The following is a 15,214-nucleotide window of genomic DNA, read 5'->3' as shown; positions in this document are numbered from 1 at the left end:
TTAAATTAACACAATTTAGAAGTCAAAACATTTATACGTCTAAATAGCTAATTTATGAATATTTGACTATCCTTACCAACGCGATAAAATTTCGCCCTTATTGATGCCTAAGTGACCAAAAATAAGACGCAAATTATGGCCAAGTGGAATGGTGAATACATTCACCCTTATGCGGAGCATGGAAAAAAAGCCCAACAGGTAAAGAAAATTACCGTTTCCATCCCGCTCAATGTTTTAAAAGTATTAACCGATGAACGTACTCGCCGCCAGGTGAATAATCTTCGTCATGCCACCAACAGTGAGTTGCTGTGTGAAGCATTTCTACATGCCTTTACTGGTCAACCGCTGCCAAATGACGAAGATCTCCGAAAAGATAATCCGGAGAAGGTACCGGAAGAGGTGAGAAAAATTATGGAAGAAATGGGTGTGGAAGTGCCTGTTATCGGAGAGGACTAACAAAGACAAGCAAGTTTAACTAACCCCTGAGCATTAGGCCTCATTGCAGGAGCTAGCTTAGTGTTGTTCATACATGTCGCAAGTCGGCCTGTATGAAAAGCGGTTAGTGAAGCAATTGCTCTTTGCAAGCCATAAAAAACCCAAGCACTAAGCTTGGGTTTTCTTTTTTCTGGCGCTGAGTAGTAAAGTGATTACTCAGCCATATAATTCGCTGGCATATCAATTTGCGCAACACCTGATTCCACAGCCGCCTGCGCCACGGCTTTCGCTACGCGTGGCAATAATCGTGGGTCCATGGGCTTGGGAATAATGTATTGCGCGCCAAACTCTAATTCGCTCACTCCAGATGCCGTTAACACTGACTCAGGTACTGGCTCCTTGGCGATGCTGCGAATAGCCTCTACAGCGGCAATTTTCATCTCATCATTGATAGCGGTGGCACGCACGTCCAGTGCACCACGGAAAATAAATGGGAAACACAGTACGTTATTCACCTGGTTCGGGTAGTCAGAGCGCCCAGTGGCCATAATTAAGTCTTTGCGCGCACTGTGTGCCACATCCGGCTTAATTTCTGGGTCTGGGTTAGAACAGGCAAAAATGACTGGCTTGTCGGCCATCAATTTAAGGTCTTCAGCTGAGAGCAAATCTGGGCCAGAAACACCAACGAACACATCAGCATCAGCAATAACGTCTTGCAAGGTGCGCTTATCGGTGTTGTTAGCAAATAATTGCTTATATTCATTTAAGTCATCCCGACGCGTGTGGATCACCCCTTTACGGTCAAGCATGTAAATATGCTCGCGCTGGGCGCCACACTTAATAAGCAGTTCCATACATGCAACTGCCGCTGCGCCAGCCCCCAAACACACGATCAGAGCATCACGAATATCTTTACCTTGAATTTCTAAAGCGTTTAGCATGCCTGCGGCCGTGACGATAGCAGTGCCATGTTGATCATCATGAAATACTGGCACATTACAGCGTTCAATGAGCGCTTGCTCGATTTCGAAGCACTCTGGGGCTTTAATATCTTCGAGGTTAATACCGCCAAAGGTATCGGCAATATTTTCTACAGTGTTAATAAAGTCTTCCGTGGTGCGATGCTTCACCTCGATATCGATGGAATCAAGATTAGCAAAACGCTTAAACAGTAGTGCCTTGCCTTCCATGACCGGCTTAGACGCTAACGGCCCTAAGTTACCCAACCCTAAAATGGCACTGCCATTAGAGATCACAGCAACCATATTGCCTTTGGCCGTGTATTTATAAGCATTGTTAGCATCGGCAGCGATTTCACGCACCGGCTCTGCAACACCTGGGCTGTAGGCTAAAGCGAGATCGTTAACGGTCTCGGCGCTTTTGGTGAGTTCAATGCTAATTTTTCCTGGAACGGGGTTAGCGTGGTAATCGAGGGCTTTTTCACGAAAGTCAGACATGAACGAGTATCCTGCTAGAAATGTATGTGAGAGTTCAGCTAGTTAAGGCAAACCATACCGCTTTTCTAAATATATTCAAGCAATATCAGGTCTATCCTGTTGTACGAAATTACAGGGTTTTAAGCCCAAATTCATGCACATTATCTAAAGCTTTATGTGTAAATTTTGATATTCCATGCACTATAGGGACTTATGCATGCATAAAAAACCACCTAAAGCCATGCATAATGCTATATCCGAATAACTTAATATAACTAAAAAGAATACCGATCGGATAACGAATCTTATTGTTCGCTAATAACAAAGTAAGTGAATTTTAGTGAACTTTAGCGTCATTATTGTGCTTTTTTGTCACTTTAAATGAGCTAGAGCTTAAGGTGAAATGGCTAGTATGAATAATGGGGATGGATAAAAATCATAGACACAAAAAAAGCACCCGAAGGTGCTTTTCTCGACAAGCAAAGATTACTTCTTGCTGCTAAGCGCACCGAAGCGCTTATTGAAGCGATCTACACGACCACCTGTATCAAGGATCTTTTGCTTACCAGTGTAGAAAGGGTGACACTCTGAACATACGTCTAGGTGAATGTCTTTACACAGGGTAGAGCTTGTCTGGAATTTGTTGCCACAAGAGCACGTTGCGTTGATTGCTTCGTACTTAGGGTGGATACCTTCTTTCATGGGGGTTACCTCTAAATAGGCCGTATCGCTCTCCAAACCCGAAGTTTGGCACCATACGCGTTAGTTTCAATGTGCCAAAGCATGGATATAACCCGCTCAGCACCCTTAAGGCCGCGTATTTTATTTGACTCCTGATTAATGTTCAAGCTTTAATTGCGGCTATTCACTGCGCCATGAATTTAGTACATTAGCGCTATATTCTAGTTCTTGGGGCCTGATTTTTGTTGCCATCATCTCGCGATTCCAACAGCCACAGTAGCAACGCGACCCCGTGCTACGTTGAAGTAGCACTTAAGGTGCCCTTACACCGTAGCTTCGACTATTTATTGCCCACCGAGTTGTGCTCTCGCGCCGTGACTGTAGGGGTGAGGGTCAGTGTTCCTTTTGGTTCGCGTGTCCTGACCGGTATGGTATTAAAGGTAAAAGCCAGCACAGAGATGCCGGAAGAGAAAGTCAAAGCCGTTAAGGCCGTGCTCGATAGCACTGCCATTATTGATGACAGTCACCTACAATTATTGCAATTTACTGCTCGCTATTATCATTATCCATTAGGTGAAACCGTCTTTACCGCTTTGCCAAAAGCGCTGCGTGAAGGCGCCGATATTGATAAAACCAGCATTAATTACCTGCAACTCACCGAGCAAGGGCAACAGCAGCCGACACTGCGGGCGAAAAAGCAACAAGCCTTGCTTAAGCAGCTGGCTGAATCAGGGAAATCGCCCACCACGGAAATTAAAGCTCTAGGCTACTCCAAAGCCACCATTGATGCCCTCATTAATAAAGAACTAATAACCCAAGCAGTTGAATTTGATAGTCAATGGCGCGAGCAGCCATTGCAGGTGGCCAACAAACCAAGGTTAAACAGCGAACAAGCCATCGCCTGCACTGCCATTAACCAATCCCCTGGCTTTGCCGCTTTTTTACTTGAGGGGGTCACAGGCAGCGGCAAAACCGAGGTGTATCTGCAGTGCTTAGAGGAGGTTTTGCAACAGGGCAAACAAGCCTTAGTCTTGGTCCCTGAAATAGGCCTAACACCACAGACGGTAAACCGCTTTCGCCGCCGCTTCCCCAATACGCCAATTATGCTTTGGCACTCAGCGTTGACAGATAATGAGCGTTTGCAAACCTGGCGGTTTTGCCAAAAAGGTAGCTGTGCCATAGTGATCGGCACACGTTCGGCGATTTTTATGCCGTTTTTACGCTTAGGCATGATTATTGTTGATGAGGAGCATGACGCCTCATTCAAACAGCAAGACACCCTACGCTATCACGCCCGTGATTTGGCCGCTTACCGTGCGCAACAGCAAAACATTCCCTTAGTTCTAGGCAGCGCGACCCCTGCCCTGGAAACACTCAACCGTGCATTGTCCGATAAGTACCAATTGCTCAGTCTCACTCAACGGGCACAAACCAGCAGTGATAATCAATTTGAACTCATAGACATTAAAGGTCAGCACCTTGAGGCTGGACTCAGCCATAGCGCCCTAGCCTATATCAAGCGTGAGCTGGCGAGACAAAAGCAAGTGATGGTGTTTTTGAATCGTCGCGGCTTTTCCCCTTCGCTCATTTGCCATGAGTGCGGCTGGCTCAGCGACTGCTCGCGTTGTAGCACCAGCGCGACCTACCACAAGGCCATGCGTCGTTTGGTGTGCCATCATTGTGGCGAGCAAAGTGCACCGCCCATGCAATGCCCGGATTGTGGTAGCACACAAATAAACCCGGTGGGGCTGGGGACCGAGCAATTGCAAGAAGCACTAAGCGAGCAATTTCCCGACACACCCATCAGCCGTATCGACCGAGATTCAACACGACGTAAAGGCAGTTTGGAGGAAGAACTGGCTGCCATCAATCGCGGCGGCGCACGCTTATTGGTGGGCACACAAATGCTAGCCAAAGGCCACCACTTTGCCGATGTCAGCCTAGTCATTATTCTTGATGTCGACGCCGGGTTATACTCATGTGATTTCCGTGCCACCGAACACTTAGCACAACTAGTGACTCAAGTAGCAGGACGCGCGGGGCGCAGTGGCGAACCAGGCACCGTGTTGCTGCAAACTCACTTCCCAGAGCACCCACTATTGCAAGATTTAGTCAATAATGGTTACCAACACTTTGCCCGTTATGCTTTGCAAGAGCGCCATGAAACAGAAATGCCACCGTTTTCGCACTTAGCCCTGCTAAGGGCGGAAGCGCATGATTTATCGCTACTGTTGCGCTTTTTATCGGATTTAGTTCCCGCAGCCCCCGTGCCTAAGATACAATTGCTGGGTCCGATTCCCGCACCGCTCGAACGAGTCGCTGGCAAATACCGTTATCAATTGCATATTCAAGGGCAAGATAGAGGCGCGCTACACGGCTTTTTGGTGCAACTAATGAACTACCTCGGTAGTAATAAGCTGGCGCAAAAAGTACGCTGGAATTTGGACGTTGATCCCATAGACATGATGTAAAGAGAACACAAAAACAATTATGGCGCAGCACGACTATATAAATCGCAAACGACCTCAGCGTGGTAAGAACAAAAAAGCCCCAGCAAAAAAGCCTCTGCCGCTTGTGCTTATTACTTTGGCCATTTTGTTACTCGCCGGCTTCGCTTACGGCCTCTGGTATATAAAAACCAATGCTGATCCTGAGGCTGTTGAGCAAGTTAAGCAGAAACCAAGCGCCTCCAAGCCAGAAATTAAAAAACCGCAAACGCCCGAATTTATCAACGAAATAAAGCAAGCCGAGATAGAGGTTGAGGTCAAAGAAATTGAGCAAAAAGGCCCTTATCAAATGCAATGCGGGTCATTTAGAACCTATGCACAGGCGGAAACGCTCAAGGCCAAAATAGCCTTTGTCGGGCTAGTATCAGAAATCAGGCGCACTGAAGGCAGCAATGGCGTCTGGTTTAGAGTACGGTTAGGCCCCTATCCGACCAAGCGCGGCGCAGAGAGCGATAAGAACAAGCTTAAGCGTCAGGCAAAAATCATGGGCTGTGGCATCTGGTTGTGGAATTAGGCAAAGCGAAAGCCGTTATCGCCATGTAAATAACCAAGCAGGCACAGCAAATCACATAAAGGGATTGCAAGTTTACCTTGAAATCCCTTTTTCATGCCCATATTTCCTCGCTATTAGACAGTTACAAACACCCAGACTGGGTATAAGGACACACATGACCACAATCGTTTCTGTACGCCGTGAAGGCAAGGTTGTTATTGGCGGCGATGGCCAAGTTTCGCTCGGCAACACGGTAATGAAGGGCAACGCGCGTAAAGTGCGTCGTCTTTTCAACGGTAAAGTGATCGCCGGGTTTGCAGGCGGTACAGCCGATGCGTTTACCCTTTTTGAGCGTTTTGAAAGTAAATTAGAGATGCACCAAGGGCATTTAACCAAAGCCGCTGTAGAGATGGCCAAAGATTGGCGCAGTGACAGAGCCTTAAGGCGACTCGAAGCCATTCTTGCTGTTGCTGATGAAACCACCTCACTGATTATTACTGGTAATGGCGATGTGGTACAGCCTGAACATGACCTAATTGCGATTGGTAGCGGCGGCAACTTTGCCCAATCAGCCGCAATTGCATTACTAGAAAACACCGAGCTTGGTGCGCGTGAAATCGTTGAACGCAGCTTAAAAATCGCTGGCGATATCTGCGTATTTACCAACAACCACCAAACTATCGAAGAATTGTAAAAGGAGCTGCCATGTCAGCTATGACTCCCAGAGAAATCGTTCACGAGCTTGATCAACACATTATTGGTCAGAGCAATGCTAAGAAAGCGGTGGCTATCGCCCTGCGCAACCGTTGGCGCCGTATGCAGCTTGACGAAAGCCTGCGCCCGGAAGTAACACCGAAAAATATCCTTATGATCGGCCCAACCGGTGTGGGTAAAACTGAAATAGCACGCCGATTAGCCAAACTTGCTAATGCTCCTTTTTTGAAAGTAGAAGCGACTAAGTTCACTGAAGTTGGCTATGTTGGCAAAGAAGTAGAGACTATTATCCGCGATCTCGTCGACATTGCCATTAAGATGGTTCGTGAGCAGCAGGCGAAGAAACACCACTTCCGTGCTGAGGAAGCTGCAGAAGAACGTATTTTAGACGCATTATTGCCACCAGCTAAAGACACCTGGGGCGAGTCACAACCGAGTGAAAATAGCAGTACCCGCCAAAGTTTCCGTAAGAAATTACGTGAAGGTCAGCTCGATGATAAAGAAATTGAAATCGATGTTGCTGAGCAAGCGCCTAATGTTGAAATCATGTCACCGCCCGGCATGGAAGAAATGACCAACCAGCTACAGAGCATGTTCCAAAACATGTCCGGCGGCAAAACCAAAAAGCGCAAGTTGAAGATTAAAGAAGCCTTTAAACTGCTTGTTGAGGAAGAAGCCGCCAAATTGGTTAACCCTGAAGATGTTAAAGAGCTCGCTATTGAAGCCGTTGAGCAACACGGTATTGTGTTCTTGGATGAAGTAGACAAAATTTGTAAGCGCGGTGAAGCAAATGGCCCAGATGTAAGCCGTGAAGGGGTACAACGTGACCTGCTGCCGCTTATTGAAGGTTCAAGTGTGAGCACCAAGCACGGTATGGTGAAAACTGACCATATTCTATTTATCGCTTCTGGCGCGTTCCAAATGGCCAAACCCTCGGATTTAATCCCTGAACTACAAGGTCGTTTACCGATCCGAGTTGAGTTAGACGCCCTCAGCGCCGATGACTTTAAGCGTATTTTGACTGAACCGCATGCTTCGTTAACGGAGCAACAAATCGCACTCATGAATACCGAAGAAGTGACTATTGAGTTCACCGACGATGCCATTGACAGCATCGCTCAAGCAGCGTGGCAAGTGAATGAAAAGACAGAAAATATTGGTGCTCGTCGACTACACACAGTTATGGAGCGATTGATGGAAGAAATATCCTTCGATGCTTCCGATAAGGCAGGCTCACGTCTTACCATTGACGGCGAGTACGTCAATCACCACTTGGGTAACTTGGTGCAAGACGAAGATCTAAGCCGCTTTATTTTATAACGGCATGGGCTTGGGCAACTCCACCCAAGCCCTTTTTACTGAGGCTGGTTTATGTTGATAACAACCTTACACTATCATCAGCGTTCAAAAACCTTAGACATTCACTTTGACAATGGCGATAGCGCCGAGCTCAGTGCTGAATTCCTGCGTGTACACTCCCCTTCTGCCGAAGTACAAGGCCACCATCAAAGCGAGCCAAACCTCGTTACCAACAAACGGGACGTTGGTATCAACAAAATCGAACCTGTTGGCCACTATGCCGTGCGCTTAATTTTTGATGATGGCCATCTCAGTGGCTTATACAGCTTTCGCTACTTAGCCGAACTGACCAGCAACAAAGATAATCTCTGGCAGAGTTATTTGGCGCGACTTAAAGCTGCGAATGCCCAGCGTGATGCAAGTATTGCGATTAAGGTGACGCCTTAAGCTAAGTGCATTGCCATCACCACCTAGGGTGGGTGAGTAAAGAAAAGGGGGCTCTCGCCCCCTTTTATTATGTTACTGTCTTCGGCTTTTTCTAAACCTTGTATTTAGCCACGGCATCGTGCAACACCCGAGCCTGCTCTGCTACTTCCTCACTGGTATGGGCATTATTACTTGCATGGCCGCTGGCTTGCTCAGCAATATCACGAATACGCACCACGTTTTGATTCACTTCAGAGGCAACCTGTGATTGCTGTTCAATGGCCACCGCGATTTGCGTACTCATTTCCATTATGGTTTCAATTTCTTGGGTAATCGAGCTCAGTAGGTCGCCGGCACGAGAAGCTTGCTCTGCACTCTCACCTCCTTGGTCGCGACACTGTTGCATAATACTCACAACTTGTTGGGTCCGCTGTTGCAGGCCGGAAATAATATTTTCTATCTCTTGTGTGGAATCTTGTGTACGTTGCGCCAATGAACGTACTTCATCCGCAACCACCGCAAAGCCACGGCCTTGCTCACCTGCCCGTGCAGCTTCTATGGCAGCGTTCAACGCTAGGAGGTTGGTTTGCTCAGCGATACCGCGAATAACATCCAGTACTGAACCAATGGTGTCAGCATCTTTTTCTAAATCACCAACCACCCCAGAGGCATTGCCAAGCGAGTCTGAGAGCTGGGCAATACGAGATACGGTGGCATCCACTTCCTGACGCCCTTGAGAAGCACTTTCATTAGTTGTTTGCGCTCGTTTTGCAGCTTCCTCTGTGTTGCCAGAGATATCATGAATGGTTGCCTGCATCTCGGTGGCCGCTGTGGCCACCATATCAGCTTCTTGCAACTGCTCTTGTACGCCAGTACTGGTTGATGCGGTGGTGCTAGCTAAGTCTTCTGTTGCGGCGTTCAATGTCGCTAGGGCGTTATTCACATCAAAAATCAGCCCTCTAAAACCGGCGGTGAGGTTATTGATATTACTGGTCAGCGTAGCAATTTCGTCATTGCCATGGGTGTCAATTTGAATACTTAAATCATTGGTCTCACGAATACGGGTAATAGCACTGACCGCTCTATCAATTGGCTGAATAATAGCGCGACTGGTCATTGTCAGCAGCGCCGCCACCAAGATTGCAGCAATCACTAAAATTGTCAGAGCGGTGATCTGAGTCACTCGCATCTCTTGCTCTATCATCTCTTTCGTGGCGCCCAGCACTTGGCGAGCATACTTGTCACTTTGCTCAACAGACTGGCGTAATTGCCCCAGCGCGCCAGACTCTAAATCAACGCCCAAGCGTTGTTGCGCATCAACCAAGCTTTTAAATTTACTGCGATAGTCATCAAGGAGGGTGATTAACTTGGTGCGATAAGGCGCATCAAACCCCGCGCTTTGCACTTTGTTTTTCAGCGCGCTGAAATGGGTGTCAAACTTCCCTAGATACTTCACATCAAGGCGCAACATAAAATCTTTTTCAGCCCGGCGAAGTTGTAACATCAGCGCCAGCATTTCAAAGTTTTGTCGCTCTTTAAGAAGAGTTTCGACTTCATGTACGGCGCTGCGTAGAGCGCCGTAAAGTGCATCTTTCGGGTGCAAACCGATTTCGCGCTGTAAAGCCTGGACATTGTTAAAGTCATCACGATACTGCTGCGCCTGTGAAGCGAAATTATCAATAAGCTGAGTATCACCATCGAGGGTCACAAACTGCCTGCGCAGCTTCGCTACCCGCGCTTCAAGCGCTTGATATTCACTGGCGAACTCATCCAATGATTGTTCTTGCTTGTAAAATACAAAGTTTTTCTCATGCTTACGTAAGGTAAGCTCATGAACATTGAGCTCTTCAGCATTTTCCAGTGTGGAGTTAAGTAACCCCATTATGCGGGCTTCATAGATAATTACAGCGAATAACACCAGCAAAGCTGTTGCTACGACTGCGCCATTTAACTGTAAACGACGTTTAATCGTGAGCTTTTTCATAAAGTTCATGGTTTTGACCTTCTAAGTAACTGCAGCGCCATTATCTTCAAATTTTAGCCGTCATATATGATATGTCGCAAAAAATTTGTCGATTTTTCTTAAAATCAAGGCAGTTATATCTTAATCAAGCGACCAGAACCAACAAAAATTACAACACGTTGTGCCACAACTGCTCATTTAAGCCTTTACGCTGATGCCACTGCCCCTGTACTAACCAATCGACCAAAGGCGCAGGATCTTGAGGATAGTTAATTCGAGAGTGGGTCGCAATATTGACCCAGTCTTCGAGCGCATCTTGGTCAAGGTAGTGCATCACTTGCGCCCGCTGCATTTGCTGCAACGTCAACGCATTTGAGTATTGCTCGAATTGACCGTTCAGAGGTTTAAGCAAGAGCTTCTTACCCAATGTAAGCGCTTCACTGGCAAGTTCAAAACCGGCATTGGCTATAACTCCGCTCGCACTTGCCAAATCACGCAGGAAGTTTGCCCGAGACGGGCGGCGCAAATGAATATGAGCAAGTGACTGGTCTTGCGCCTGTGGGTGATAACAGTAAAACTCTTTGCCAGGGAAATCTTTGAGATAATGTATGACCTCCTCCAGCTCCTCAAAAGGCAGGTACACCAATACCTTGTTATCAACATACTCACTATCAACCGCAGTGCCATGCTCAATAAACGGAGGAATAATAGAATCGTCAAAAGGCTGCCAATGCACTCCGAGATAAACATCCGCTGGAGCGAAGTTGCGGATCATTGCTTTGGTAAAGAGGTTATCGCCAGTCACTGGTACGTGGGGTGATAAAAATGCAGCTTGATGGCTCATGCCAATGACAGGAATTTTTTGCCGACGCCCAGCCCACGCGGTAACGGGCTCAAAGTCATTAAAGATTAAATCATAATGGCGTAAGTTGAGTTCACGAATATCACTGATAAATTCTCGTATTTTCGCTTGTTTAACCGTTTTAAAACCATTGACTCGCCCCCGCTCGGTGACAAAGGTAAGCCCTGTTCGCGTCTGAAAGTCGGCAAACTCCTGCATATCAAAATAGTCAGCTTTGCTGCGCCCAGAAAATAAGTAATCCACTTCAATACCTGCCTTGGCAAATGCCTTGGCCATGACCCGAGCGCGTGTGGTGTGGCCATTCCCTGTGCCCTGAACGCCATAAAGAATTCTCATAAAGTCCCTGTAATAATAAGTGCTAACAGTGCACAGCCGTAACCCATCAACGAGCCGATGACGACATCAAGGGGATAATGCACCCCGAGCAACACCCGCGATAACGCTACCAAGCTTGCCCACGCATAAAGAAATATAGCTAGTGGTGGATAGAAGTGGCTGACTACAGTCGCAAAGACCCACGCCGCTGCGCTGTGCCCTGAAGGCAAGCTAAATTTGTCGCTTGGGCGAATATGCGCATGGCTTATAACGCCATCACAGGGCCTTACACGCTGAAACAGGTTTTTCGTAGCGTAGTACACTGGTCTCTCTATTAGGTAAGCCACCAGCAGTACCATCACTAACGTCTGTTGCTGCGCGGTACTAAATGCCACTAAATACAGTGCAAAGGCCCCATATAAAATGCCGTCTCCTGAACGTGAAGTCATGCGAATGCAGTGATGTAACCAGCGTCGGTAACGCGGGCGAAATATCACCTTAAACAGTGCCCTGTCTATGCGATCTATGTGCGATAAGATCATTCGCTTTCACCTAACTAGCTGACTTACTTTGACTATAGTGAGCGAAAATAACAATTACATGACGTTTTTTAGACACTAATATGTCGTCTCACGATGACCTTGCGCTTCGCTTGCTAAGCCCCATAACCTAGGTATACTTGATGCAAAAGTGCCCGTAGGAGAGCCCAATGGAATACAGTACTTCTGAACTTTGCGACCATTTTGCCGATGTAGTTGATGTGCTTGAACCCATGTTTATTAATTTTGGTGGTCAAAGTGCATTTTGCGGCCGTATAAGAACGGTGAAATGTTTTGAGAGTAGCCAACTGCTGCGTGAGGTACTGCAACAAGATGGTACTGACTGTGTGCTGCTTGTTGATGGTGGCGGTTCTACTCGCCGCGCGCTGGTAGACATCGAGCTTGCAGAACTGGCCGTCGAGAATAATTGGGAAGGGATCATCGTATATGGTGCGGTACGCCATGTTGATGAGCTTGAAGAACTGGAGCTAGGCATCCAAGCGATTGCCTCAATTCCTGTGGGCGCAGACAACCTCGCTCCGGGTGAAGAAGGAATTCCAGTTAACTTTGCCGGGGTCTCTTTCTACGAAGATGATTATATTTATGCCGATAGTACCGGCATTATATTGTCCGCCGAGGAGCTAGAGCTGGAGTACGTCGAAGACGAAGAGCTTGATGTATTAGAGGATTAATCCACTATATGAACCATGCAGTCACTATTTATGATGAGCAGAGCTTACAAGGCATAGTGGCTGCTCGCTCCGGCGAACAGCGTGTGTGGCAAGCGATGGCCTTGCTCGATACGCGTTTGGAGTTCAGTCAAGCCCTCAAAGATGCTTATGCCTTTGGCATACGTTACGTTATTCTCGGTATTCCAGAAGATATAGGCCCTCGGGCAAACTTAGGTAAAGGCGGTGCTCAACAAGGTTTTCGCGCTTTTTTATCAAAGTTTTTAAACCTTCCTGTCAATGAATTTACCCCCGTACAAGACACACTCCTGCTAGGAGAAATAGACTGCCAAGCGCTGCAGCTGCAAAGCCAAGCTTTGGACAATCTTAATCCAGACGACACGGTGCGCCTACGGGCTTTGTGTGAGAATATAGATCAGTTAGTCGAGCCTGTAGTGGCAGCTATTCTAGCGGCCGGACTAACCCCGATAGTGATAGGTGGCGGTCACAATAATTGTTACCCGTTACTGAGCGCAAGCAGCAAGCATTTCGGCTGCGCCATCAATGCGCTCAATCTAGACCCACACGGTGATTTTCGTGCACTTGAGGGACGCCACAGTGGCAATGGTTTTCACTACGCTGCACGCCGGGGATATTTACAGGGCTACCATGTTATCGCTCTGGATGAACAGAAAAATAACCAAGATATATTAGCCGCACTGCATGAACATCACGCCAGCTATACCAGTTATCATGCTCTTAAAGTAGCCACGACCACATCAATAGCAGAGTCGGTGAATAGCGCCCTACACAGCTTTACTCTTAATAGCCCACTGGCCATAGAGTTGGATGTCGATGCCATTACCTGCGCGCCAGCCAGTGCGTTTAATCACCGAGGTGTAAGCCTTAGCGAAGCTGAGCAATATGTCTTTTGCGCTGCGCGCACTTCGGCGCTGGCGTACATTCATTTGTGCGAAGCGGCTCCAGAGCAAGACCCTAATGGTTATGACGCTGGTGCGAATGCCGCTGGGCAAATTCTCACTGCCTTAGTTATTGCTTTTTTACGTGCAAGATACCAACGCTAGCTGAAAGATTGCTGGTGACGCCACTGTCGCCCCCACCCTAATAACCCTTCTAATGGTAAAGGCTGGGTAAAAATGAACCCTTGCGCGCCTTGCACATTGAACTCTTTGATATAGCTAAGCTGGGCTTCGGTTTCAATACCTTGGCAAATCACTTGCGCCTTTAGGTGGCGATGCATGTCAATAAGGCCATTGAGTAGCGCTTTGTTGGCGCTGGTGTAATCAACATCTTCGGTCAATGCGGGGTCTACTTTGACGTAACTTAGCTTAAGCTTCGGCAATTTCGCTAAAAATAGCGGCGTTTCGCCAAGGCCATCCAAACAAACGTGAACCCCCACCTGGTGTAACCGAGTTAACAATGATAAAGCGCGATTATCCAGCGACATAAGCACTGGCAGAGGACATTCAACAATTAAATCGCCATGAGCAAGATTATGCTCTCGTACCATACGCTCAGCAAAATCAACAAACTCATCGTGCAAGACTTCTTCACCATACAAGTTAATGCTTATCGGGGTCGGCTGCCCGTCCATTTTCAATGCCAAGGCCATTTCCGCTGCACGTTCAAGCACATGAAATGCCAGCTTATAACCACGTCCGACGGCGCGCAGATCAGCAATAAATTCTTCGGCTTTTAATAACCCTTTTTCTGGGTGCTGCCATCGTAGTAATAATTCTACATACAAGAGCTCTTGTTTGGGCAATCCAATTACAGGCTGAAAATAAAGCACAAAATCTTGCTCAAAATCGACCTTTTCTAACTCTTTCAGTTGTACTTCGTGGGCTTGCACCTGTTGCTCTAGCTCAGCACTGTAATGACTAATACGTTGCTCGGGATAAAAGTCACGCGTTTTAAACGCGCACTGCAACATGTCATCAAGGCTTGATGCTGAACTCGCCCCTTGTACGATAGCGATATGCGGTTTTAGCTCGACGATACCTTGCTGAGAATTGAACGGCCGCTGAGCGGCATCGGCTAGCTGCTGAGCAACTTGCTCATGTACGTGTCGCTCTTGGTCAAAGACCACCACGGTGCCGTAACACAGCGGAGCAACTTGGAAAAGTTGCGCGCTCTGTTGCACTTGTCGTCGCGGCACATTGAGATTTAACACTTGCGGGTGGTCGATGACTTGATTCATCCGCGTTAACGCTTGCATCAATAATAGCTCAGCGAACTCTTGCCCGAGCTGACGGTTAAGAGGCTCATAGCCTTCTATTTGCACTAAGATCAAGGCGATATCAGCACGATTATTGGCGCTCCAATCTTGATATTGCGCTAACGCTTGCGGCCAAGAAATAATAGGGAGAGAGTGGTTATCAAGTGTATTAGCTTGTTGGTTGGATGCAACTTCCGGCTCATTAAAGCTCAGCTCCATATAAGCGCTAAGCTGCAACAACAAAGGGACGATGCATAACCAAGCGCTGTGCAGCTCAAAAGAGAGGTGCGTTGCTATCAGCAAGCTCTGCAATAGCACTAACCCACCCTTGCCAAGCAGTAATCGTTTATTTTGATGCCGGTATACAAGCCAACAACGAACGCCATAAGCGCCTAACAAAATGACGCTGGCGACTTGCCAATAGCCACTGATATAGGCCAGCCCAGCGATTGAGTAGAACATCGCACTTAAGCCATCACGGCGCTCGCTGACAAGAACAACGCTGACGATTAGCGCCATCATAAACAGTCCGCTAATAAAGGCGCTCAAATGAATGCTGGTGATCATGATTATTATCGTTATTGTTGACGCGGCTGACGCTTGTTAATAAGCCAAGTATAGCCGCTTATAATTTAGC

Annotated in this window: 14 protein-coding genes; 8 read left to right on the top strand and 6 right to left on the bottom strand. The window is 47.4% G+C overall.

All coding sequences use genetic code 11. The features are described from left to right. Window positions 1–135: 135 nt before the first annotated feature. Complete coding sequence (gene metJ / locus FIU82_RS01475; RefSeq protein ID WP_022946657.1) at window positions 136–456, top strand: met regulon transcriptional regulator MetJ; 321 nt, start codon at window positions 136–138, stop codon at window positions 454–456. A 191-nt stretch (window positions 457–647) separates the two neighbouring features. On the opposite strand, the gene FIU82_RS01470 is transcribed toward metJ, so the two are convergent. Together FIU82_RS01470 and rpmE are read right to left on the bottom strand one after the other, a co-directional pair. Next, the gene (locus FIU82_RS01470) at window positions 648–1,892 is read right to left on the bottom strand and encodes a malic enzyme-like NAD(P)-binding protein (protein WP_130148090.1); all 1,245 of its coding nucleotides are present in this window, start codon (window positions 1,890–1,892) and stop codon (window positions 648–650) included. Between the two features lie 465 nt (window positions 1,893–2,357). Beyond that, window positions 2,358–2,573 (bottom strand): 50S ribosomal protein L31, encoded by a 216-nt coding sequence (gene rpmE, locus FIU82_RS01465; RefSeq protein WP_081604468.1) that lies wholly within the window; start codon window positions 2,571–2,573, stop codon window positions 2,358–2,360. Window positions 2,574–2,869: 296 nt separating this feature from the next. Here rpmE and priA point away from each other — a divergent pair, with 296 nt between their 5' ends. From priA to FIU82_RS01440, 5 genes are all read left to right on the top strand, one after another. Further along, the gene (gene priA, locus FIU82_RS01460; RefSeq protein ID WP_253946333.1) at window positions 2,870–5,023 is read left to right on the top strand and encodes a primosomal protein N'; all 2,154 of its coding nucleotides are present in this window, start codon (window positions 2,870–2,872) and stop codon (window positions 5,021–5,023) included. A 19-nt stretch (window positions 5,024–5,042) separates the two neighbouring features. Then, window positions 5,043–5,573: an SPOR domain-containing protein gene (locus tag FIU82_RS01455; protein WP_151173290.1), complete on the top strand. Its 531-nt coding sequence runs from the start codon at window positions 5,043–5,045 to the stop codon at window positions 5,571–5,573. Between the two features lie 154 nt (window positions 5,574–5,727). Continuing rightward, complete coding sequence (gene hslV, locus FIU82_RS01450) at window positions 5,728–6,246, top strand: ATP-dependent protease subunit HslV (RefSeq protein ID WP_022946651.1); 519 nt, start codon at window positions 5,728–5,730, stop codon at window positions 6,244–6,246. Between the two features lie 11 nt (window positions 6,247–6,257). Continuing rightward, window positions 6,258–7,586 (top strand): HslU--HslV peptidase ATPase subunit, encoded by a 1,329-nt coding sequence (gene hslU / locus FIU82_RS01445; RefSeq protein ID WP_152440151.1) that lies wholly within the window; start codon window positions 6,258–6,260, stop codon window positions 7,584–7,586. Window positions 7,587–7,637: 51 nt separating this feature from the next. Continuing rightward, entirely contained in the window at window positions 7,638–8,012 is a 375-nt protein-coding gene (locus FIU82_RS01440) for a gamma-butyrobetaine hydroxylase-like domain-containing protein (protein ID WP_022946649.1), read from the top strand. 91 nt (window positions 8,013–8,103) lie between these two features. On the opposite strand, the gene FIU82_RS01435 is transcribed toward FIU82_RS01440, so the two are convergent. The 3 genes from FIU82_RS01435 to FIU82_RS01425 form a co-directional block, all read right to left on the bottom strand. After that, the gene (locus tag FIU82_RS01435) at window positions 8,104–9,984 is read right to left on the bottom strand and encodes a methyl-accepting chemotaxis protein (RefSeq protein WP_152440150.1); all 1,881 of its coding nucleotides are present in this window, start codon (window positions 9,982–9,984) and stop codon (window positions 8,104–8,106) included. A gap of 139 nt (window positions 9,985–10,123) precedes the next feature. Beyond that, the gene (locus FIU82_RS01430) at window positions 10,124–11,152 is read right to left on the bottom strand and encodes an MJ1255/VC2487 family glycosyltransferase (protein WP_151173293.1); all 1,029 of its coding nucleotides are present in this window, start codon (window positions 11,150–11,152) and stop codon (window positions 10,124–10,126) included. Beyond that, entirely contained in the window at window positions 11,149–11,673 is a 525-nt protein-coding gene (locus tag FIU82_RS01425; protein ID WP_022946646.1) for a phosphatase PAP2 family protein, read from the bottom strand. Before FIU82_RS01425 ends, FIU82_RS01430 begins: the two co-directional genes overlap by 4 nt. 167 nt (window positions 11,674–11,840) lie before the next feature. On the opposite strand from FIU82_RS01425, the gene rraA reads away from it, so the two are divergent. Then, entirely contained in the window at window positions 11,841–12,362 is a 522-nt protein-coding gene (gene rraA, locus FIU82_RS01420; RefSeq protein ID WP_045980436.1) for a ribonuclease E activity regulator RraA, read from the top strand. Between the two features lie 8 nt (window positions 12,363–12,370). Beyond that, window positions 12,371–13,423, top strand: a complete 1,053-nt coding sequence (locus tag FIU82_RS01415) for a formimidoylglutamase (RefSeq protein ID WP_022946644.1) — start codon at window positions 12,371–12,373, stop codon at window positions 13,421–13,423. On the opposite strand, the gene FIU82_RS01410 is transcribed toward FIU82_RS01415, so the two are convergent. Beyond that, window positions 13,420–15,144 carry an EAL domain-containing protein gene (locus FIU82_RS01410; RefSeq protein ID WP_152440149.1) on the bottom strand — a complete coding sequence of 575 codons (1,725 nt, stop codon included), beginning with the start codon at window positions 15,142–15,144 and terminating at the stop codon, window positions 13,420–13,422. The genes FIU82_RS01415 and FIU82_RS01410 overlap by 4 nt on opposite strands. Window positions 15,145–15,214: the final 70 nt, after the last annotated feature.

Source organism: Pseudoalteromonas sp. THAF3 (genome assembly GCF_009363775.1).
Taxonomy (GTDB): domain Bacteria; phylum Pseudomonadota; class Gammaproteobacteria; order Enterobacterales; family Alteromonadaceae; genus Pseudoalteromonas; species Pseudoalteromonas ruthenica.
Note: the sequence above shows the minus strand (reverse complement) of the source record. Positions and strands in the feature narration are given on the sequence as shown.